Genomic DNA, 20,869 nt, shown 5'->3' with positions numbered 1-20,869 from the left:
TTTAATTATAAACTCGGTAAACTCTTGCTTCATATGGTTTTAAAACAAAGCTTGTCTTATCTTCATGTGGTTGAACGTTATAGTTATACAACAACAATCCATCATACATTAATTTTATATCTTTATATTCATACACAGCATCGGAATCTGTTAAGTTACAAATCACAACAATCTTCTCATTATCTATTGAACGAGTATATGCATAGATTTGTTCATTATCTTCTAAAATCAAATCATATTTACCATATATCAATATATCATTTTCTTTTTTGATAGAAATCATTTTTTTATAAAATGTAAATATAGAGTTTGGATCCTTTTGCTGTTTTGCCACATTAATTTCTTTATAATTTGGATTAACTCCAATCCACGGTGTTCCATCTGTAAATCCTGCATTTGGTGATTCATCCCATTGCATAGGAGTACGGGAATTATCTCTAGATGATACCCATATGAGTTTCATTATATCTTCATGTGGCACTCCTTGTTCTTTTTTGATTGAATACTTGTTTCTAGTTGCTACATCATTATATTCCTCAATTGTTTCAAACTTAACATTGGTCATACCAATTTCTTGTCCTTGATATATGAATGGCGTTCCTTGCATCATGAAATACATAACAGCTAATGATGTCGCACTCTCACGCCAATACTCCGTATCATTTCCCCAAATAGAAACAACACGTGGTACATCATGATTTTCAATAAATAATGCATTCCATCCTTTACCGTGTAATTCTTTTTGCCACTTTGATAATATAGTTTTAAAATCTACAATATTTAATTTATCATCTGTTTCTGCATCCCATAACTGTAAATGCTCAAACTGAAATATCATATTAAATTTTCCTTTTTCTTCATCAACCCAAAGAGGCGCATCCTTAACTTTAACACCATTTGCTTCACCAACAGTCATGATATCATACTTAGCAAAGGTATTTTCTTTTAATTCTTTAAGATACTTATGAATTCCTTTTACATTCATATGTTTATCAAATGATGGTACATACTTTAGTTTCTTTGGATTAGGCATATCTTTTAAGCCCTTTTCCTTATTTATATGACTAATGGCATCAACACGGAAACCATCAATACCTTTATCTAACCACCAATTAATCATGTTATAAACAGCTTGACGCATTTCAGCATTTTCCCAGTTTAAATCTGGTTGTCTACGTGAAAATAAATGTAGAAAGTATTGATCAGTATCTTTATCATATTCCCAAGCAGAATCACCGAAAATACTTTCCCAATTATTCGGTTCTTGTCCATTCTTACCATCACGCCATATATACCAATCACGTTTTGGATTATCTTTAGATGAACGAGACTCAATAAACCATGGATGTTCATCACTAGTATGGTTAACAACTAAATCAATAATAAGTTTCATATCTCGTTTATGAACTTCTTGTAGAAGTTCATTAAAATCATTCATATTACCAAACTCATCCATAATATCTTGGTAATCACTAATGTCATAACCATTGTCATCATTTGGTGATTTGTACATTGGGCAAATCCAAATTACATCAATACCCAAATCTTTCAAATAATCTAATTTAGAAATTATACCCTTTAAATCACCTATTCCATCACTATTTGAATCCATAAAACTTCTTGGATATATCTGATAACCAATAGCTTCTTTCCACCATATTTTTCTCATATAATACCATTCCTTTCTTCAACTAATCAACCGTTTGTGCAGACATATAAAAAAATTAATTTTTGCATTATTCCTTCACCAATATATGCAATCGCTTGCACTACAATTAAATTATATTTTTTACTGTAAACATTGTCAATAAGATTATTAAAATTATTTTAGATTTTATTATACTAAAATCATGGTATATTACATCATTTTCCTAACTAAAGATACAAAAAATAAGATTGAATAGTCTGGATGCCTATTCAATCTTATTGAAATTTTATATTATCCACGAATCGATATACTTCTATAAGTACTAGTATTTTACGCTATTACTCTTGAAACAATTATTGCAATACCTATAAGCATACCTGCAACAACTATAGCAACAGCAGTATTATTTTTCTCCAATTCTTTGTTAAAATCTGCAGGTATAATCTTGTCAAAAATCAAATATCCTAAAACCATAATTAAAATCCCTAGTAATCCAAATAAGAAACTTAGTCCAAGGTTAGCTAAAATTTCCAAAACCACCCCTCCTTAAATTATAAAGGTAAAAAATCGTAGAAGTTATAATCTTGTTTACTTAGTTATATACTAACATAATTTTACACAAAACAGTAAATAATTAATTTAAAACTCTTTTATCATCCACTCTTTTTGTAAGTTTTATAGTATCAAAGTGTTCTAATAAAACAACAGCAAACTTTCTACTGGTATCCCACATATCTCTTGCTTCTCCTGTAGTTATAAAACCCTGACTTTTAATTTTTTCAATAATCACATACTGTGCATTTTTATATACTGCCTCTGAGAAAATACACTCCTCTGAAAGTTTTATAAGCTCGCCACTGTCTAAAAGCATATTAAGTACCATTCCGCAACTCTTCTTATCCTTTTCCTCGCTAATCAATTCTTCAAATTTTCGAGGCTGAAGCCCACCTTTCTCAAAGGCATCTATCAGTTTCTCTTTAATTCTATTTTGATCCTTTGTAAGTTTAATAAAAAAGTTACTTAATGCTATAAAATTACCGCTCAGCTTTATCTCATCTCTTGCAACCAGCAGTGATAAAAACTCATCAAAGGTCTTACTCTTTATTTTATTACCAAAAATCTTACTTCTTAATTCTTGTTTATTCATTCCAATCTTTAGAGGATTTAATTTATGAAAATTATTTAAAATAATATAAATCTTATCTGATATATTTACCAAAAACCTACTATGTATATATAAAGATTTATCAAGAGAACTTAATTTAATTACTCTTTTCTCTTTAGATAGCTGCTCTAATATTTTCTCTATAAAATCCTCATTTCTCCCAAGTGCTTTTTTAATATCATTCACATCAGGAAAACTTTCACTTAATGTCTCAATTATCTTTTCAACTATGCTATCTAAACTTCCACTTTCTTTTATTTTTAATTGTTCTAAATAACTTTCATCAAACCTCTTAGCTTTTTTGCTAACAGGTTCAATTATAACTCCTCCACCTATAGTTATAACAGGTGAATAACTTCTTATAACTATTCTATCTTTTCTTTGAGAGGTTAGAGGTTTTTCTAATCTTAACTGAATATACCCTTTTTCACCAGGCTTTAATTCCTCCTTATCAAGGAGTATAACTCTTCCGAACAGTTCATTGGTTCCATGATATACCCTTATTCTTTGTCTGTTCTTCAAATTCTTTAATGCACTTTTTAAATATTTAAGCTTGCAATCTACTATAAAGGATGGCTCCATACTTTTGGGTGATGATATTATATTTCCTCGCTTTAACTCTTCATTTTTTATATTAGAAAGATTTAGAGCACATCTTTGGCCTGCCTCTGCAAAATCGGTATTTTGCTCATGAACTTGAATATTTCTAACTTTTCCTTCTATCTCTAATGGAAAAACTTCAATGTTATCCCCTACTCTTATTCTTCCACTAATTATAGTACCTGTTACTACTGTACCAAAACCACTAATAGTAAAAACCCTATCTACAGGAAGTCTAAAATATCCACCTCTATCCTTCCCGTCTACTTCCGCTGTTGCCTTATCAATTTCTTTTATTAATTCACCTAGACCTTCTCTACTTTTAGAAGATACTGTTATCATTGGGGAACCTTCAAGAAAAGTACCTGTTAACTTTTCTTTTATATCTTCCTTTAACATAGAGATCCACTCTTCATCCACTAGATCCTTCTTCGTTAGTACCACTATTCCTTTCTTTATATTTAGCAAATCCAATATCTCAAGATGCTCTATAGTTTGAGGCATAGGACCTTCATCACAGGCCACTACTAAAAGCACTATATCTATCGAACTAACACCTGCAAGCATATTCTTTATAAACTTTTCATGGCCTGGAACATCTATAATACCAGCTCTTCTTCCTGATGGTAAGTCAAAATAAGTAAATCCTAGATTTATAGATATACCCCTTTTTTTCTCCTCCTTTAGAGTATCCGTATCTCTTCCAGTTATAGCCTTAATTAATGTTGTTTTTCCATGATCTATATGTCCTGCTGTTCCAATAACCACATGCTTCATGCTCTTTCTCCCATTTCTTTAAGTGCGTCATAAATCACGTTATAATCCTCTTCTAAAAGAGTTCTTACATCTATAAGCACGGAACCACTATATACTCTAGTTATGATTGGAATCTTATACTTCCTAAATCCTTCCTCAATTTGTTTTTCAGAAAATATAGAACTATTAATGTTAATAACATAAGTTTTCATACAAGTTGCTGGCATAGAGCCCCCGCCTACCATGGAATTATCTTCTTTAATAGATACACTGAAGATATTTTTTAAAGAACTTAGCTTTCTCTTCAGTCTCTTAGCTTTTCTTTTAAGTTCCTCTTCAGTTAATATCATCATATTTAAAGTAGGAATATGTTTAACAGCCTCTTCCTCATCTAAATAATGCCTAAGAGTTCCTTCTAAAGCAGCTAAAGTAAACTTATCTACTCTTAAGGCTCTTGTAAGTTGATTTTTTTTAATTTTATCTATATATTCCTTTTTTCCTATAATAAATCCAACCTGTGGCCCTCCAAGCATCTTGTCTCCACTAAAAGTAACAATATCTGCACCCTTTTTTATACTCTCTTGCACTGTAGGTTCATAAGATAGTCCATACTTTGATAAATCTACTAAAACTCCACTACCGATATCCTCTACTACTGGTATGTTATTCTTTCCCCCTAAAACCACTAAATCTTCAAGTTTTACATCTTCAGTAAAACCTAAAATCTTAAAATTAGAAGTATGTACCTTTAAAAATACTCCTGTATTTTCGCTAATATTATCTCGATAATCATACAGATGAGTTCTATTGGTAGTACCGACTTCTACAAGCTTTGCTCCTGAAAATTTCATTACTTCAGGTATTCTAAAGGAACCTCCAATCTCAACTAACTGTCCTCTTGAAACAACAGCTTCTTTTCCTTCACATAAAGTGTTTAGAACCAATAAGACAGCAGCTGCATTATTATTTACTACTAAGGCACCTTCTGCTCCAGTAATGCTTTTTATAAGTTCCTCAATGTGAGCATATCTAGAACCTCTCTTACCTTTTTCTAAGTCATACTCTAAATTATTATAGTACTTAGATACATTAATCATATTTTCTATAGCATTATTTGAAAGAATCGACCTTCCCAAATTAGTATGTATTACAATTCCTGCACCATTAACTACTCTCTTAAGGTTAAGTGTTTTCTTTCTCTCTAATATTTCTATAGTTTTATTACTTATGGTTTTTATTGAAACATTTTCTTTTACTTTTTCTTCTAATATTGCATTTCTATAATAATTAATAGCCTCCCGTACACAATCTAAAACAAGTTTTCTGCTGTTATTCCTGAGAAGCGTAACTATATCTGTATGGTTCATCATTTCGTCTACTTTTGTTAAGGTTCTTAGTAGCTCATTATTCATTTTCTTGCTCCCCTTTGGTTATTCAACAACTAAGTAGTATTGACCTTTTTCTAGCACTTCCCCAACTATATTACTCTTCAACTCAAGAGCACTGAGCTCTTTAAAAATTTTTTGCCCAACTTCTCTCCTACAAGTAAACAATAGTCCTCCTGAAGTTTGAGGATCAAATAAAATATCCGCCATCCATTCCTCAACCATGTTAAGTAAATATTTGCCCTTTAGATGCTCCTTATTTCTATAGGTTCCTCCTGGTATAAGACCCCAACAGGCATATTCCCTAGCTTCTTCTATATAAGATATTTGATCTTTAAATATTTTAAAGGTCTTATTAGAACTACTGGCCATTTCAAAAGCATGACCCATAAACCCAAAACCAGTTATATCAGTACATGAAGATATATCATATTTTTGAATAATCTCTCCTGAATATTTATTTAATGTAGTCATTACTTTTACCACTTTATCATAGGCTCCCTTGGATGCCATCTCTCCTTTTATAGCGGTATTTATAATTCCAGTACCTAGCGGCTTTGTTAGTATTAACACATCACCTAATTCTGCCCCATAATTCTTAAACACTCTTAATGGATGTACTATGCCTGTAACAGAAAGTCCATATTTAGGCTCATCATCTTGCACAGAATGACCACCAACAACAACTGCTCCTGCTTCCATAACCTTATCTGCTCCTCCTTGAAGTATTTCTCCAAGAATCTCTATAGGCAGACAATTTGGAAAGCACACAATATTTAATGCTAATATCGGTTTACCTCCCATAGCATATATATCACTTAAGGAGTTAGCTGCTGCAATTTGCCCAAAGGTATATGGATCATCTACTACTGGTGTAAAAAAATCTAGAGTTTGAATAGTGGCAAGCTCATCATTCATCTTATATACTGCTGCATCATCAGAAGTATCTATACCAACAATAAGATTATCATTTTTCATTTTAGGTAAATTATTTAAAATTTTTGAAAGAACCTCCGGTCCTATTTTGGCAGCTCAACCTGAAGTCTTTGAAAGTTGTGTGAGCTTTTTTTCTAACATAATATCACCTCTATTCCGCTACATTTATGTATACTATTTATAAAACACACATTTCTTTATCCTTATTTTTCCATAATATAATTATATAATAAAATGGCGTTATATATAATACATCCAATATAATTTATCTATCACTTTCTAAAAAAAGTATTCGCATCTCTATAAGTGGGAGGTAATTTTTACTTGGCGTTAGCCAATATATTAAATGTAATAGTTTATAATTATATGTCTTTAGTTTACAGTAATTTGATCCTTAATCTTTTCAAAAAGCTTTTCTCCAATTCTATCAATCTTCTTGAGTTCAGATATATTGTTAAAACTACCGTTTTTTTCTCTGTACTCTATAATTTTAGCTGCTGTGACTTCACCTATACCTGGAAGCTTATCTAGTTCTTCTTTAGATGCCGTGTTTATATTAATAACGCCATTAGAAGATTGCTGTAGTTGCAAGCTAGATGATGAAGGTATTGAATTCTGTAAAAGAGAATCGATATTTTTTCCCTTTATTACTATACAGTCATGATTTGATAAAAGTTTTGCCTGATTTATATTTGAGAGATCTGCATTTTCAGTTAGTCCTCCTGATTCTAGTATAAGATCCTTTACTATACTACCTTCACCCATTATATAAACATCAGGCTTTTTAACTTCCCCTTTAATCTCTACCACAATCTTTTTACTACTATCTTTTTCCTTTATATCGTAACTTTTATTTTTACTGCTATCATTGGCAGTATTTACTTCAACAAACATCTCCTCCATCTCTTTCTGAGTTAATTTTTTAGGTTTCATATTAAAATACCCAACTACGAGAAAAACTAATATTATTGTTAGTAACACAATGATTCCTATAACTTTTTCCCTATTTTTCACATTATTACCCCTTTCTGTAATATGTTAAAATTATTGACATAAACTAAGATATCTATAGCAAACATTGTATTGATTTGATATACTTTTAGTAATATAGGTATAATACGGGGGATATTTATGAAAAAAATATTGTTTTTAATTACAGCACTTTTTATTACACTGTCCATAACACACGGAATGATAGCCAAGGCTGAGGATAAACCACCAGAGATTGAAGCAGACGGTGCAGTTCTTATGGATATTACTACAGGACAAATTATCTATGGTAAAAATGATACGAAAATTCTAGCACCAGCATCTACCACTAAGGTTATGACTGCTTTGCTTACATTAGAAAATACAAACCTTAATGATAAGGTAACTATAGGTAAAAAACCACCAACTGCTGAAGGTACTTCTATAGGATTGAAGGAAGGTGAGGTCTATACAGTAAATGACCTCCTTCATGGATTATTGTTAGAATCAGCAAATGACTGTGCCGAAGCATTAGCAGAACATATAGGCGGTTCAGTTGAAAACTTTGCAAAAATGATGAATGATAAAGCTAAAAAACTAGGAGCAAAAGATACTCATTTTGTAAATCCAAGTGGACTTTATGAGAAAGATCACAAGACAACAGCATATGATCTTTCATTAATAACGAGAGAGGCAATAAAAAATCCAAAATTCATTAAAATCGGAAGAGAATTCGTTTACAAGTTTCCTCAAAGTAATATTGATGGTCAGGAAAAGTGGGTATCAAATAAAAATGATCTTATAAGAGAAAATAATACCCATTATTATAAATATGCTTTAGTAGGAAAAACAGGCTACACCACTAACTCAAGGCACACATATACTTGTGCTGCTGAGAAGGATGGTCATATACTTGTTGCATCATTACTTTACTCTCAAAGTAAACAGTATTACTTTGATGATACTAAAAAATTATTTGAATATGGTTTTAATAATTTTCAACTTGTAAAACTATTCTCAGAAGGCGAACAAGTTGATACTTATAAAGTAGATGATTCTCTAACAATTCCGTTGTTGAGTTCAAAAGATGTTTATTATTTAGCAAAAAAAAGTGAATTAAAGCAACAAATATCACGAGGAAAATATGAAAAGCTTATAAAGCCTGAAATTAATATAGAGGATAAAAACTTAGAAGAAGTTTCCTTCAAAAAAGGAGAAAAAATATTATCAAGTAAGGTATTAATCAATAATACTGAAATAACAGACTTAAAACTTACTTCTGGTATAGATAGAAACTATACTAAACCACTACTTTTGAGAAAGATTACTTCAACCAACTATAGAACTTACATAATAGTACTTATACCTATAGTTTTAGGAGTATCTTTAATAATTTATAAACACAGGTTACGTAGAAGAAAGAGATTATTTCTAAAAAAGAAATATAAACTAAAAATATAACTCTATCATACTATCGATAGAATTTATTGAGACAAAAGTATCTAATCCTATAAGTTTATAAAAAAGCCAGTATTGAGATATCAATGCTGGCTTTTCTAACTAAACTTAATATTGTTGCAAATGGCTTAGCTAAAGTTTCATCTAAAACTAAAACTACTTTTATCACAATCCTTTTTATATGCTGTCATTTCACGAAATGAAACCTAACCCAAGCTAAAAGATTCAATGGTTTCAGTTTTATTTTTTCTTTAAAACTTCTATTAACTTTTTCATATCTTCTGGAAGATCTGCTCTTAACGATAATGTATTCTTTATTCTTGGACTTTTAAAATCAAGTCCATAAGCATGAAGAGCCTGTCTTAAAATATATTCACTATCTTCTTGTCCGTATAAGGAATCGCCAAAGATAGGATGTCCTAAATGGCTTAAATGTACTCTTATTTGATGCGTTCTTCCTGTCTCAAGAAGACACTCTACTAAATCAGCATCTTTAAAACGATCAACTACCTTATAGTGAGTAATGCTTCTCTGTCCTCTATCATCAACAACCCTTTTAATAGACTCTACTTGTGGTCTATATATTGGAAGGTCAATTGTTCCTTCCCGTTCCTTAAGATTTCCATGTACTATAGCTAAATACCTTTTTTGAAAACTATCACTACTCTGCATTTCATTAGATAGAGCCATGTGAGCATATTGATTCTTAGCTATAACTATCAAACCTGATGTATTCATATCTAATCTACTTACTAATCTAACAATACAATTTTGGTTTGTTTCATTAAAGTAATATAAAACACCGTTAGCTAAAGTACCACTTTGATGACTCTTTGTGGGGTGAACTACCATAAAAGGTTTTTTATTTAAAACAAGTATATCTTCATCTTCATATACTATATCTAAATTTATTTTTTCTGGCTTAATGTTCTGGCTCTCATCCTTAGAAACCTTAATCTCTATATTATCATTTTCTTTAAGTATAAAATTCATCTTTACAGCAGCACCATTAACCTTTATTCTTTTATCTAATGCTGCCCCTCTTATTAATCTTGTTGAAAGGTTTAATTTTTCTTTTAGAAAATCCCTTATTTTTCTACCATCATACTCTGTTGGAATTTTTTCTCTTAAGTAACTCATGCATGCCTCCCTACTTACTATTGTTTTTATATTAAAATTAATTAATTACTTTTGTATTTCTATAATATAAAATCAATTACTGCTCTTCCCCAAATTTTTTGTAGTCTCTTCCCAATATAATTATTATATCAGAATCCTCATCTTTTTTAGAAATAGACGTAACTTTTCCTATCTTTATGTCATTAGTAATAATACTCCGTAATTGTTTGTCCTTAAGCTGTATTTCACTTTTTGATGTTTCATATGCATTACCTGTTACTATATTTTTATATCCCTTTTTTTCAAGTTCTTTTGCACAATTAGCTGCTAATCCATAAATTCTTGTGGCATTTAGTATTTTAATCTTTAGGTTCTTCTTTGTAAAATATGAAGCTGCTGATGTATCACTGTTAATAGCAGCTAAAATATCATCATTATTTTCGTTATCATATATTAAATATGATACTTTATTTATATCCTTAGGTATACCTTTAATCGTAAACATTTTCACATCATTGTTATTAATGTTTAAAAAAGACAATCCATAACTCATTATGTTTTTAGGCGGCATATCTGTTTCTATATACTTAGGCAATATATTTAATAGTTTTCCTACTTTAGGTAATATGGAAACTGATGTGCTCTTATCAATTAGCTTTGAAATAAATTTGTGCTGATTTTCAATTCTATCTAAATCTCCATTTGGAAACCCAGTTCCATCATTATTCTTTCTCCATCTAAAAAATTCTTCTGCTTTCTCTCCATCTAGAAGTACAGTTTCACCTTTTTTAAATCTTATATGAAGATTTTGTTCATTATCGTCATAATACATATCTCTATCTATAGTCATTTCTACGCCACCTATGGCATCAATTAGCCCTCTAAATCCCTCATAATCTACTTTAACTATATAATCTATTGGTGTATCTATAATACTTTCTACTGCTGTTTTAACACCCTGATCTCCCCCTAAAGCATAAGCATTATTAATTTTTTGCTCAGACTTATTTATATTAATAAGTATATCTCTAGGAATTGACACTAAAATTGCTTTCTTCTCATTCGGTTCATAGTGTATAACTATCATTGTATCAGTTCTTTGAACAGATTTATTATTCATTTGTTTGGGATCCCCAATATCCATCCCAAGTACTAGGACATTAACGGTAGAGTCAATATCCTTATTTTTTAATTCTTGACCATTATAATTTTTACTAAATTTTCCAATATAATTGTAAAAAAAAGCTCCTGTACCAAGTGCTACAAGAAAAAGAATGAGGAGAAGCAAAAAAATGCTTCTCTTAAGCTTATTATTTTTAGACCCCTTTATACCCATTTCTACACCTTCTTTTAACTATTTTTTTCTTTATTTTTTAAAAGCAAATCATTTCTTGCCTCTATAGTTAGAGGATGTATAAGTTGACCAAGTTTTATAACATGGGTTATTGTATTATTAAAACCCTTTATTACCCCTTCATCTAAGTTTTTAAAGGTTATTTCTCTAAGTTCTTTAATCCCAGGGTATTCTCTATTGGGTTCAATATAATCTGCTATGTAAATGATTTTTTCTAATATAGACATATCTTTTTTACCAGTAGTATGAAACTCAACAGCGCTTAAAATTTCCTCATCTTCGATTCCCATAAGATTTTTTCCTATTATAGCACCAACTTTTCCATGCAGAACTTGAGGAGAATTTTCGCTTACTTCATCTATAAGTATACCATTATCTTTTAATAGAGAAAGTTGTCTATCTATTCTCATATTTTTTGCACAATCATGAATTAAGGCAGCTAATTTTGCTTTTTCTTTACTAACTCCATAGAGCTCCGCTAATTTTTCAGCAGTTTCTACTACTCCTAAACTATGCTTCACTCTATCTTCAGTAAGATGACATCTTAGATATTTATCTATTTCTTCATATGTCCACATATATTTTCCCCCCAACCATAAAGATTCAGTTCCTTTATAAATCTATTAACACCTGATGGAAGAAAAAATTCAACACACCAGCCCTTTTTAATTCTTTCTCTTATAAGACTAGAAGAAATTTCAATATGTAGAAGATCTAAAAGGATTATTTGTTTATTATACTTACTTTCTACTTTCTCTTTTTGCTTTAAGAGCTTATCTTTTGAATATCCTGGCCTACTAAATACTACAAAATTACTTAGCTCTAGAATCCTATTAACATTTTTCCACTTGTCTATATCAATCAGACAATCTGCTCCTGTAATAAAATAGAGCTCAGCTTCATCAAACTGTCCTTTAATATACTCTAGTGTTTCAAAGGTATAACTTAAATCTTTTTTATTTACCTCGAAGTCACTAACTTTAAAATTAGGATATTCATTAATAGCTATACTAACCATCTCATATCTTATATGTCCATAAGTTATTTCCTTATTTTGCTTATGAGGAGGATTCCCACTGGGCATAAAAACTAATTCATCTAACCCTAGCTCTCTTTGTGCTTCACAGGCAATATACAGATGTCCTATGTGAATAGGGTCAAAAGTTCCACCAAATATGCCTACTTTTTTCATGATTATACTCTACTTTTTCTTTTCAACAGGTAACTCAATCTTAGGTTTTTTCAATGATTTTTTATATAAAACCATTTTACTTCCAATGGCTTGAATTCCCTCACACCCAAGTTTCTCACATATAATATCTGAGGCTTCTCTTGTTCCGTATCCACTATTCTCTAAAACTGTTATTTTGATAAGTTCTCTAGCTTCAAGAGCACTTTCTATTTGATTTAAAAATGGTTCTTCTATTCCATTTTTTCCAAGCTGAAATATAGACTCTATTCCATTTGCTAAAGATCTTAAATAGGCTCTTTGTTTACTTGTTATCATGTGTTACCTCCAAATTATAATAAATATTCAAACTCGAAATCCCTTAGTCTTACTATATCACCATCTTGGATTCCCATTTCTCTTAGTTCATCAAAAACACCCTTATTCCTTAGTACCTTATGGAAATACTTTAAGGAATCTGGTTCATTAACATTTACTGCAGTTAAAAGTCTGTCAACAAAGGTTCCTTCAACTACATAAACTTTTAATTCATCCTCTTCTTCTATTCTAATTGTATATGTGAATTTCTTTTCTTCTGGTATGTACATATCTTCTGGAGATATTTCAAGATCAGTTATAGGTATTTCATTAAGCATTCTAGCTGCTTCCTTTATTACTGTTTCTACTCCATCATAAGTAGCAGCACTCATCTTGAATACCTTGTCATATCCCATCTCGTTTATTTTTTTCTTAAAATTCTCAAAAATATCTTCATCGTAAAGCATATCTGCTTTATTAGCTACAACTATTTGTGGTCTATCCCAAAGTTTTACGCTATACTTATTAAGTTCTTCATTAATCTTAATAAAATCTTCCACAGCGTCTCTACCTTCAACTCCTGAAATGTCCACTACATGTATTAATAATCTTGTTCTTTCAATATGTCTTAAAAAGTCTAACCCTAAACCAACACCCTCAGCAGCACCTTCTATTATTCCTGGAATATCTGCCATAACAAAAGATTGAATTCCTGGCACACTTACAACTCCTAGGTTCGGTTTTAATGTAGTGAAATGATAGTTAGCTATCTTAGGCTTTGCTTTTGTTACAACTGAAAGAAGTGTTGACTTTCCTACGTTAGGAAATCCTAATAGCCCAACATCTGCTAAAAGCTTAAGTTCAAGACCTACCCATCTTTCTTCTCCTGGCATTCCAGGCTCAGCAAAATTAGGCGCCTGTCTTGTTGCAGTAGCAAATTTTGCGTTTCCTTTTCCGCCCTTACCACCTCTACACACCACATACTTATCTCCTGGGTGTGAAAGATCTGCCATCACTTTTTCAGTTTCTATATCTCTGATGATTGTTCCCATTGGAACTTTAATTATTAAATCATCTCCATCTTTTCCGTAGCATTTTGAACCTGCTCCATTAACACCTTTTTCGGCTATAAACTTTTTAGTATATTTAAAGTCTAGAAGTGTAGTCATAGAAGTGTCAACTACAAATATAACGTCTCCACCTCTTCCTCCATCTCCTCCATCTGGACCGCCAAGTGGAACATACTTCTCTCTTCTAAAAGATACTGATCCATGGCCACCGTCTCCAGATTTAACAAAAATTTTAGCTATATCTATAAACATAAGTCATCACCTTACCTTATCTATGTATATTGATACATAATTTCATAATTAAATTTAGAATTTTGGCAAAAGCATTTAAAACCAAGACTATTGCAACTACTTAACAAAGTGAAGTCTAGCTAAAACTAAGCAGACAAAATGCCTGGTAAGCTTTATTATACAAAATTCACTAAGAATTGAACTTATGTATCTTTACCTATATTATTTACAGTAGTAACTTTATTTAATCTTATTAATATGGTAACATATACCAATAAAAAAGAAAAATAAAAAATATATTTCAATTTATATTGTCATAAAAACTATATTAAGTTACCTATAAGATAGACTTAATATAAATTCTTATAAAGTTCAAAATAGTTTGTCTTTAACACTCTAAAAAAGCACCCTTAATATAAGGGTGCTTTTATATTAAAAACTATTCAGCTATTTGTTCAACTTCTACTGGGTAAACAGAAACTTTCTTCTTTTCTTTACCCATTCTTTCGAATTTAACAACTCCATCTACCTTTGCAAATAAAGTGTCGTCTTTACCTTTACCTACATTAGCACCTGTGTGGATCTTTGTTCCTCTTTGTCTAACTAGGATATTTCCAGCAAGAACAAACTCTCCATCAGCTGACTTAACACCAAGTCTTTTGGATTCTGAGTCTCTACCGTTCTTTGAGCTACCTACTCCTTTTTTATGAGCGAACAATTGAAGGTTCATTATTAACATCTGACTACACCTCCTCTTTTAATATATTTATATATTCACGTCGTTTCTTACTTCCAAAACTCTGATCTAAACTTTGAACAATGCTCTCTAAACTAATCTCAAAAGTTTTTAAAAGAATCTGTGCTTTTTCAAGCTCTTCTTTCGACAAACTTCTTAAATCTATGGATAAAAAACCATCATTCAACTCATAATTGACATTGAAACATAATACTTCTGTAAGTCCTATTAATATACTTTGAGAAAGTACAGAAATAGAATTACATACTAAATCATAAGCTTCTCCAACAGCAGAATTTAATTCTTCCCTTGAAAGAGCATGACCTTTAATCTCAAAACCAACTATGTATTCCGAGCTTTTATTAATTACTACTGTAATCATAAATTAAGCTTGGATTGTTTCGATAACTAGCTTAGTGTAAGGTTGTCTATGACCATTTTTTCTTCTGTAGTCTTTCTTTGGTTTGTACTTGAATACTACTATTTTCTTAGCCTTTCCTTGAGCTACAACTTTAGCTACAACCTTTGCACCTTCAACTACTGGCTTACCAACTGTTAACTCTCCATCCTTTGCTACTGCAAGAACTTCTGTAAGCTCAACTGTTGAATCTACTTCAGCATTTAACTTTTCAACGAAGATCACATCTCCTTGTTGAACTCTAAATTGCTTTCCACCTGTCTTAACTACTGCGTACATTAAAAACACCTCCTCATAACGGTCTCGCCACTTCAGGTACACATTACATTAATGTGTTTACTAAAAACCTTTCGTGTGCGGTTTACAAAAGCCATTCTACCATATACGGCATACTTTGTAAAGCGGTTTTTAGAATCAAGATTTAACATCTCAAAACTAACTTATAACTTATATAAAAAATTTAAGGGGATTGGTTTTTTTAATTATTAATTGAGACCATATACTTCTTTACATTTTCAATCTGATTTTTAAATATTAATGGCTCAACCTTATAATATTCAACCGTGTCAACAAAATTTAAATATATATTCCTACTAATTCCATCTATTTCCTTTAGGAACTCAAACATATTTCCTGTAATGCTTTCTTTATACATTGCATTTACTTCCACATAAAAATCTTTTATAGAACTTTCTCCTTCAGCTTTAAGAATTTCATTTCTTATAAGGAGTGTTATATAAGAAAACTTTAACCTTTTTCCGTTACCATTACAAAGATAACACGGTTCCTCTATGTATTCATATATACTTTTTCCCCTTCTTCTTCTAGCAATTTGGATTAGGTTTAACTCAGTAAAAGGATATACGGTAGATTTATTTTTATCTCCTTCTAAAGAATTTTTAAGTGTATTTAAAACTTTTTCCTTAGTGGCATTTTTGTCCATATCAATGAAATCTGCTACAATTATCCCACTTAGATTTCTCACTCTTATCTGTCTTCCTATTTCTACTGCTGCCTCCAAATTAGTCTCTTCTATTGTTTTCTCAAAGGTTCTTGATGTAGTATTTCTTCCTGAATTAACATCTATAACATACATTGCTTCAGTCTTATCAATTACTATGTGTCCACCACATCTCAGATTTATCCTATTGTTTCTAAGACTCAATATCTCTTTTTCAATTCCATAATAGTCAAAAAGAGTTCTATTTTCCTTATGTAAAAGAAGTTCTATATTTTCTTCTTGATTTATATAACTTTCTACTATATTAAAATCTTTAAGAGAATCAACTATTATTCTTCCGGTATCTCTATTTATATTATCTCTTAAAACCTTATTAAGAAGAGAATTCTCACCGTAGAGTTTTTTAGGTTTTAGAGAATAATTAAATTCTCTTTCAATCTTCTTATAGATTTCATTAAGCTCTTTAAATTCTTCCTTTATTGTATTTAAAGAAGCATGCTGGGCATTAGTTCGTACAATTAATCCCATACCATTAATAAGCTTTATCTCTTGTTCTATATCATCCAACTTACTTTTATCTAAAATCTTTTTAGAGAATACTACTCCCTCTCTTTTTGGACTTAATACTATATATTTTCCTGGCAGAGTAAAAAAAGGTGTAACCTTTGCGCCCTTTGTACCAATCTGCTCCTTCACAACCTCTACTAATATTTCATAACCTTTTTTTATGTTATTCATAGTTGAGTCTGTGTACATATAAGCATTTTTTTCAAATCCAATATCAATAAACGCACAGTTTATAGCTGGAACTATATTTTTTATTACTCCTTTATATATTTCTCCAGGAAGAGGTTCATTAGTTTCCTCTTCAATAAAACATTCTGAAAGAGTATTGTTCTCCTTAACTGCTATTCTCAGAAGCTTTTCTCTTCTCTCTATAAAAAGCTCTCTCATAGTTACTCCTCTCAAAATCTAAATATACTGGTATAGTGGAACAAGCTTATTATTTTTATATGCTAACATTTCTTCCCTTTTAATCTCCACAAAAGCATCCTCATTTGACCTCTGAGTATTATGCTTTATGTGATTTGAAAGAAGCTCTGGTGAAAGATGCTCTCTACTTCCACAGCTAAGTATTGCATTAATAATAAGCACATTATCATTAACCCAATACTTCATTTCCTTAACCATATTCTTTATATTTAATGTTTTTTCTCCCTTTTTACTTTTTTTAGTAGTTATCCATTCATCCTTCTTATTAAGTTCTTCTATTTCCTTTTCTACTGTTTCTACATTATCGTATTTTATCTTTATTGTATATCTTGCTGCATCTATAAGTGCCATTGATTGTGGAACTTTCTTTTCATTTGGTATATTTATAACTTTTTTAACTTCTAAAAACTTTATTCCTTGAGGTGAGTTTTCATTTAACCTGTCTCTTACTTCATCTTCTTTAAGTTCTTCTGTAAGAACTATATCCATATATTCTCCAGCAGAGTAAACACCTACAGAAAGAGGGTTAGCAATTGATAAACTCATATGAGGATTAAAGCCCTTTGAATATTCTATAGGTAAATTCCCTCTTCTAATGATTCTTTGTATTGTTCTCATTAAATCTAAGTGTGAAATGAACTTAATTTGGTCTTCTTTAGTAAATTTAATTAGATATCGCACCTTCAAAGCACTTCCCTTCCTTAAAGTTTACATCAATTCCGCAACCTGTACATCCTTTTCTGCAATTTTGAGTTACTACTGCTTTTTTTGCTCTCTCATTTTCAATCTCAATGTACTTTTTATTAACTCCTATATCAATGAAATCCCATGGAAGTATTTCATCGTAGCTTCTCTCTCTATAATTATAAAAATCTCCATCAACATTACACTCTTCCATAGCTTCTTTCCATATTTCAAAATTAAAGTATTCTGACCACCCGTCAAACTTTGCTCCTTTTTCATAAGCTTTTACTAAAACATCACAAAGTTTTCTATCTCCCCTAGCAAATACCCCTTCCATATAAGAAGTCTTTTGCTCATGATAGTTATAATTTATTGATCTTGATTTTATAGCTCCTCTAACTGCATTAATCTTTTCTTGAACTTTATCCATTCTTTCCATAGCTGCCCATTGGAATGGAGTAAATGGCTTTGGTACAAGTATTGATGTACTTACTGTTATTCTTAGCCCTTTATTTCTAATATTCTTAGGTACCTTAAAGTACTCATCCGCAATTTTTTCAGCTAGAAGCCCTATTTCTCTTGCATCTTCTACTTCTTCATATGGAAGTCCAATAATGAAATAAAGTTTTATAGTACTCCATCCAGATTCAAATGCATTCTTTGCAGCTTCTAATATTCTTTCTTCAGTAAGTCCTTTATTTATTACATCTCTCATTCTTTGAGATCCTGCTTCTGGAGCAAAAGTTAATCCTGATTTTCTAACCTTCTGAATCTCCTTAATTAAATCTACTGAAAAAGCATCTACTCTTATAGAAGGAAGAGCTATACCTACATTCTGCTCACTATGTTCTGCTATAAGTTCTGTAACAAGACTTTGAATATCTGAATAATCACAAGTACTTAAAGAAGCTAAAGAAATTTCTTGATATCCTGTAGCCTTAACTAGAGCACTGGCTTGCTCTGTAAGCATTGATCTACTTTTTTCTCTTACAGGTCTATAAATCATACCTGCTTGACAAAATCTACAACCATTCGTACATCCTCTGAATACTTCAAGAACAATTCTATCATGAACTATTTCAGTATATGGAACAATCATATTAGTAGGGAAGGAGACTTTATCAAATTCAGCAATAAACCTTTTCTTAACTACTGGGGGAACATCCTCATATTTAGGCTTAAATTCCTTAATAGTACCATCTTGATTATATGTAACGTCATATAAAGAAGGAACATAAATTCCTCTTATCTTTGAAATTTCCCTTAAGAACTCTTTTTTCTTTCCTTTACCTCTGTACTTTTTATATACATCCAGTACATCATTCATCATCGCTTCTCCCTCACCAAGTTCAAAGAAATCTACGATATCATAAAGCGGCTCTGGATTATAAGCACAAGGACCTCCTGCCATTATTATCGGTTCATCTTCTCCTCTTTCTGAAGCCCTAAGAGTTATTCCTGCTAAATTTAACATATTTAAAATATTTGTATAACTCATTTCATACTGAAGCGTAAATCCTACAAAATCAAACTTGCTTATTGAATCCTTAGTTTCAAGAGCATATAAAGGAATGTTATGATTTCTCATTTGTTCCTCCATATCTGGCCAAGGAGCAAAAACTCTTTCACAATATGTATCTTCTCTTTCATTAATGGTGTGGTAGAGTATTCTTGTTCCTAAATGAGACATTCCAACTTCATAAACGTCTGGAAAACAAAAAGCAAATCTTATGTCAACCATACTTGGGTCTTTAACAACCTGATTTAGTTCTCCACCAATATATCTGGCTGGTTTTTCAACTTTATATAAAATATCATCTGAAATCTTAATCATATTTTTCCTCCTATATCAAATAATCTATTATTATTTATGATATCTATAGCATAAAGAAAGAAGTATATTTCTATACTTCTTTCTTTGTAAATTACATTTATTTATTTTATCACAATGAAACAAATTAACCAATGTTTATTTTCTATCCTATATTTATCTTATCAATATACTATCAGCTATTAAATAATTAATACTCAGTATTTTTCTACCCAACTATTTTTTATCCCTATATATTCCTCTAGAGAAATATTACCGTAAAGCTTAAGTGCTTCAATAAGTTCATCCTCATGGATTATAAATAAAAGTTTCATTTCACCATCCAAAACATAAAAAGTATTAAACTTATTCTTATCCACAAGCCCTAATACATTTACTAAACCTAGCTTATGGTAGACAGATATATCTTTATTATCAATATATCTTTTTTTTAAAAATCTTTTTCTTTTCTTTATGATATCTGCCATGATTATATACATTACCCTTCCTTTTTCTTTATAGGTTATAAAAATTATGAATAGTGATGAAAAAAACAAGCTTAGGTTCAGCTTATGTATAAAAGTTAAAAAAATAAAAAATACTAAAAATACTACTCCTATTATATAACTTAAATATGCTGTTATGTTATACGCTCTCTTATATAACATTTTTGTACTTAATATAATTCTAATAATTCTAGCTCCATCTAGTGGATAAGCGGGAATAAGATTAAAAATTCCAAGTACTAAATTTATTTCCATAGAATTTTCTATAAAGTATCCACCAATGAAATTATTTAACAGGAAAAAAACGAAAGCCATTATTAAATTAGCAATGGGACCTGATAGGCAAATTATGAGTTCCTCTTTTAGCGATAATTCATCAAACTCTGAAAGTTCAATGGTTGTTCCTAAAGGATGAATGTTAAAATTCTCAACTCTTAATCCAAGGCTTTTAGCTACAAAATAATGAAATATCTCATGAAATATTATCCACAAAAAAGCGATAAATATTTTGGCCTTAAACCCTAATATTAAAAATATTAAAAGTTGCGGTATAAGCCATTTACTGAGCTTTATCATTTTCCTCT

20 protein-coding genes are annotated in these 20,869 nt (G+C 30.6%); 1 reads left to right on the top strand and 19 read right to left on the bottom strand.

All coding sequences use genetic code 11. The features are described 5' to 3' along the window. Nucleotide 1 precedes the first annotated feature (1 nt). From CPJCM30710_RS09475 to CPJCM30710_RS09450, 6 genes are all read right to left on the bottom strand, one after another. Entirely contained in the window at nt 2–1,669 is a 1,668-nt protein-coding gene (locus CPJCM30710_RS09475; RefSeq protein ID WP_212903933.1) for a glycoside hydrolase family 13 protein, read from the bottom strand. A 309-nt stretch (nt 1,670–1,978) separates the two neighbouring features. Next, a complete protein-coding gene (locus CPJCM30710_RS09470) occupies nt 1,979–2,182 on the bottom strand; it encodes a DUF350 domain-containing protein (protein ID WP_407644985.1) in 204 nt (67 codons plus the stop codon). 100 nt (nt 2,183–2,282) lie between these two features. After that, on the bottom strand, nt 2,283–4,190 hold the full coding sequence (gene selB, locus CPJCM30710_RS09465) for a selenocysteine-specific translation elongation factor (RefSeq protein ID WP_212903932.1): 1,908 nt from the start codon (nt 4,188–4,190) through the stop codon (nt 2,283–2,285). After that, nucleotides 4,187–5,581, bottom strand: a complete 1,395-nt coding sequence (gene selA, locus CPJCM30710_RS09460) for an L-seryl-tRNA(Sec) selenium transferase (RefSeq protein WP_212903931.1) — start codon at nt 5,579–5,581, stop codon at nt 4,187–4,189. Before selA ends, selB begins: the two co-directional genes overlap by 4 nt. An 18-nt stretch (nt 5,582–5,599) precedes the next feature. Further along, nucleotides 5,600–6,631, bottom strand: coding sequence for a selenide, water dikinase SelD (gene selD, locus CPJCM30710_RS09455; protein ID WP_212903930.1), 1,032 nt, complete (start codon nt 6,629–6,631; stop codon nt 5,600–5,602). 231 nt (nt 6,632–6,862) lie between these two features. Then, a complete protein-coding gene (locus tag CPJCM30710_RS09450) occupies nt 6,863–7,504 on the bottom strand; it encodes a ComEA family DNA-binding protein (protein WP_246503507.1) in 642 nt (213 codons plus the stop codon). Nucleotides 7,505–7,621: 117 nt separating this feature from the next. On the opposite strand from CPJCM30710_RS09450, the gene CPJCM30710_RS09445 reads away from it, so the two are divergent. Next, nucleotides 7,622–8,920: a D-alanyl-D-alanine carboxypeptidase family protein gene (locus tag CPJCM30710_RS09445; protein ID WP_212903929.1), complete on the top strand. Its 1,299-nt coding sequence runs from the start codon at nt 7,622–7,624 to the stop codon at nt 8,918–8,920. 237 nt (nt 8,921–9,157) lie between these two features. Here CPJCM30710_RS09445 and CPJCM30710_RS09440 read toward each other — a convergent pair whose 3' ends face one another. The 13 genes from CPJCM30710_RS09440 to CPJCM30710_RS09380 form a co-directional block, all read right to left on the bottom strand. Then, the gene (locus CPJCM30710_RS09440) at nt 9,158–10,057 is read right to left on the bottom strand and encodes an RluA family pseudouridine synthase (protein ID WP_212903928.1); all 900 of its coding nucleotides are present in this window, start codon (nt 10,055–10,057) and stop codon (nt 9,158–9,160) included. Nucleotides 10,058–10,133: 76 nt separating this feature from the next. Next, nucleotides 10,134–11,372, bottom strand: coding sequence for an LCP family protein (locus CPJCM30710_RS09435; protein ID WP_212903927.1), 1,239 nt, complete (start codon nt 11,370–11,372; stop codon nt 10,134–10,136). A 14-nt stretch (nt 11,373–11,386) separates the two neighbouring features. After that, a complete protein-coding gene (gene yqeK / locus CPJCM30710_RS09430) occupies nt 11,387–11,968 on the bottom strand; it encodes a bis(5'-nucleosyl)-tetraphosphatase (symmetrical) YqeK (RefSeq protein WP_212903926.1) in 582 nt (193 codons plus the stop codon). Beyond that, nucleotides 11,947–12,582 carry a nicotinate-nucleotide adenylyltransferase gene (gene nadD / locus CPJCM30710_RS09425; RefSeq protein WP_212903925.1) on the bottom strand — a complete coding sequence of 212 codons (636 nt, stop codon included), beginning with the start codon at nt 12,580–12,582 and terminating at the stop codon, nt 11,947–11,949. Before nadD ends, yqeK begins: the two co-directional genes overlap by 22 nt. 9 nt (nt 12,583–12,591) lie before the next feature. Further along, nucleotides 12,592–12,897: a YhbY family RNA-binding protein gene (locus CPJCM30710_RS09420; RefSeq protein ID WP_212903924.1), complete on the bottom strand. Its 306-nt coding sequence runs from the start codon at nt 12,895–12,897 to the stop codon at nt 12,592–12,594. Nucleotides 12,898–12,911: 14 nt separating this feature from the next. After that, the gene (gene obgE, locus CPJCM30710_RS09415; RefSeq protein WP_212903923.1) at nt 12,912–14,198 is read right to left on the bottom strand and encodes a GTPase ObgE; all 1,287 of its coding nucleotides are present in this window, start codon (nt 14,196–14,198) and stop codon (nt 12,912–12,914) included. Nucleotides 14,199–14,616: 418 nt separating this feature from the next. Further along, nucleotides 14,617–14,916 (bottom strand): 50S ribosomal protein L27, encoded by a 300-nt coding sequence (rpmA, locus tag CPJCM30710_RS09410; protein ID WP_212903922.1) that lies wholly within the window; start codon nt 14,914–14,916, stop codon nt 14,617–14,619. A 4-nt stretch (nt 14,917–14,920) separates the two neighbouring features. Then, nucleotides 14,921–15,295 (bottom strand): ribosomal-processing cysteine protease Prp, encoded by a 375-nt coding sequence (locus CPJCM30710_RS09405; RefSeq protein WP_212903921.1) that lies wholly within the window; start codon nt 15,293–15,295, stop codon nt 14,921–14,923. A 3-nt stretch (nt 15,296–15,298) separates the two neighbouring features. Beyond that, complete coding sequence (gene rplU, locus CPJCM30710_RS09400; RefSeq protein WP_212903920.1) at nt 15,299–15,610, bottom strand: 50S ribosomal protein L21; 312 nt, start codon at nt 15,608–15,610, stop codon at nt 15,299–15,301. A 199-nt stretch (nt 15,611–15,809) separates the two neighbouring features. Next, entirely contained in the window at nt 15,810–17,246 is a 1,437-nt protein-coding gene (locus CPJCM30710_RS09395) for an Rne/Rng family ribonuclease (RefSeq protein WP_212903919.1), read from the bottom strand. 18 nt (nt 17,247–17,264) lie between these two features. Further along, the gene (locus CPJCM30710_RS09390) at nt 17,265–17,966 is read right to left on the bottom strand and encodes a TIGR03936 family radical SAM-associated protein (protein ID WP_212903941.1); all 702 of its coding nucleotides are present in this window, start codon (nt 17,964–17,966) and stop codon (nt 17,265–17,267) included. Further along, complete coding sequence (locus CPJCM30710_RS09385) at nt 17,950–19,803, bottom strand: TIGR03960 family B12-binding radical SAM protein (protein WP_212903918.1); 1,854 nt, start codon at nt 19,801–19,803, stop codon at nt 17,950–17,952. The genes CPJCM30710_RS09390 and CPJCM30710_RS09385 overlap by 17 nt, the downstream gene beginning before the upstream one ends. Nucleotides 19,804–19,997: 194 nt before the next feature. Continuing rightward, nucleotides 19,998–20,861, bottom strand: a complete 864-nt coding sequence (locus tag CPJCM30710_RS09380; protein WP_212903917.1) for a M50 family metallopeptidase — start codon at nt 20,859–20,861, stop codon at nt 19,998–20,000. Nucleotides 20,862–20,869: the final 8 nt, after the last annotated feature.

This window comes from Clostridium polyendosporum, from assembly GCF_018332455.1.
In the GTDB taxonomy this organism is placed as follows: domain Bacteria; phylum Bacillota; class Clostridia; order Clostridiales; family Clostridiaceae; genus Clostridium_AY; species Clostridium_AY polyendosporum.
The sequence above is the reverse complement of the archived record's forward strand: the minus strand, read 5'-3'. Positions and strand labels throughout refer to the sequence as shown.

Bases quoted from the DNA above. Each gene is read 5' to 3' on its own strand.
- selB (WP_212903932.1), bottom strand. From the start codon at position 4,190: ATGAAGCATGTGGTTATTGGAACAGCAGGACATATAGATCATGGAAAA.
- CPJCM30710_RS09435 (WP_212903927.1), bottom strand. From the start codon at position 11,372: ATGGGTATAAAGGGGTCTAAAAATAATAAGCTTAAGAGAAGCATTTTT.
- nadD (WP_212903925.1), bottom strand. From the start codon at position 12,582: ATGAAAAAAGTAGGCATATTTGGTGGAACTTTTGACCCTATTCACATA.
- obgE (WP_212903923.1), bottom strand. From the start codon at position 14,198: ATGTTTATAGATATAGCTAAAATTTTTGTTAAATCTGGAGACGGTGGC.
- CPJCM30710_RS09405 (WP_212903921.1), bottom strand. From the start codon at position 15,295: ATGATTACAGTAGTAATTAATAAAAGCTCGGAATACATAGTTGGTTTT.
- CPJCM30710_RS09475 (WP_212903933.1), bottom strand. From the start codon at position 1,669: ATGAGAAAAATATGGTGGAAAGAAGCTATTGGTTATCAGATATATCCA.
- CPJCM30710_RS09440 (WP_212903928.1), bottom strand. From the start codon at position 10,057: ATGAGTTACTTAAGAGAAAAAATTCCAACAGAGTATGATGGTAGAAAA.
- rpmA (WP_212903922.1), bottom strand. From the start codon at position 14,916: ATGTTAATAATGAACCTTCAATTGTTCGCTCATAAAAAAGGAGTAGGT.
- yqeK (WP_212903926.1), bottom strand. From the start codon at position 11,968: ATGTGGACATATGAAGAAATAGATAAATATCTAAGATGTCATCTTACT.
- selA (WP_212903931.1), bottom strand. From the start codon at position 5,581: ATGAATAATGAGCTACTAAGAACCTTAACAAAAGTAGACGAAATGATG.
- rplU (WP_212903920.1), bottom strand. From the start codon at position 15,610: ATGTACGCAGTAGTTAAGACAGGTGGAAAGCAATTTAGAGTTCAACAA.
- CPJCM30710_RS09380 (WP_212903917.1), bottom strand. From the start codon at position 20,861: ATGATAAAGCTCAGTAAATGGCTTATACCGCAACTTTTAATATTTTTA.
- CPJCM30710_RS09385 (WP_212903918.1), bottom strand. From the start codon at position 19,803: ATGATTAAGATTTCAGATGATATTTTATATAAAGTTGAAAAACCAGCC.
- CPJCM30710_RS09445 (WP_212903929.1), top strand. From the start codon at position 7,622: ATGAAAAAAATATTGTTTTTAATTACAGCACTTTTTATTACACTGTCC.
- CPJCM30710_RS09420 (WP_212903924.1), bottom strand. From the start codon at position 12,897: ATGATAACAAGTAAACAAAGAGCCTATTTAAGATCTTTAGCAAATGGA.
- CPJCM30710_RS09395 (WP_212903919.1), bottom strand. From the start codon at position 17,246: ATGAGAGAGCTTTTTATAGAGAGAAGAGAAAAGCTTCTGAGAATAGCA.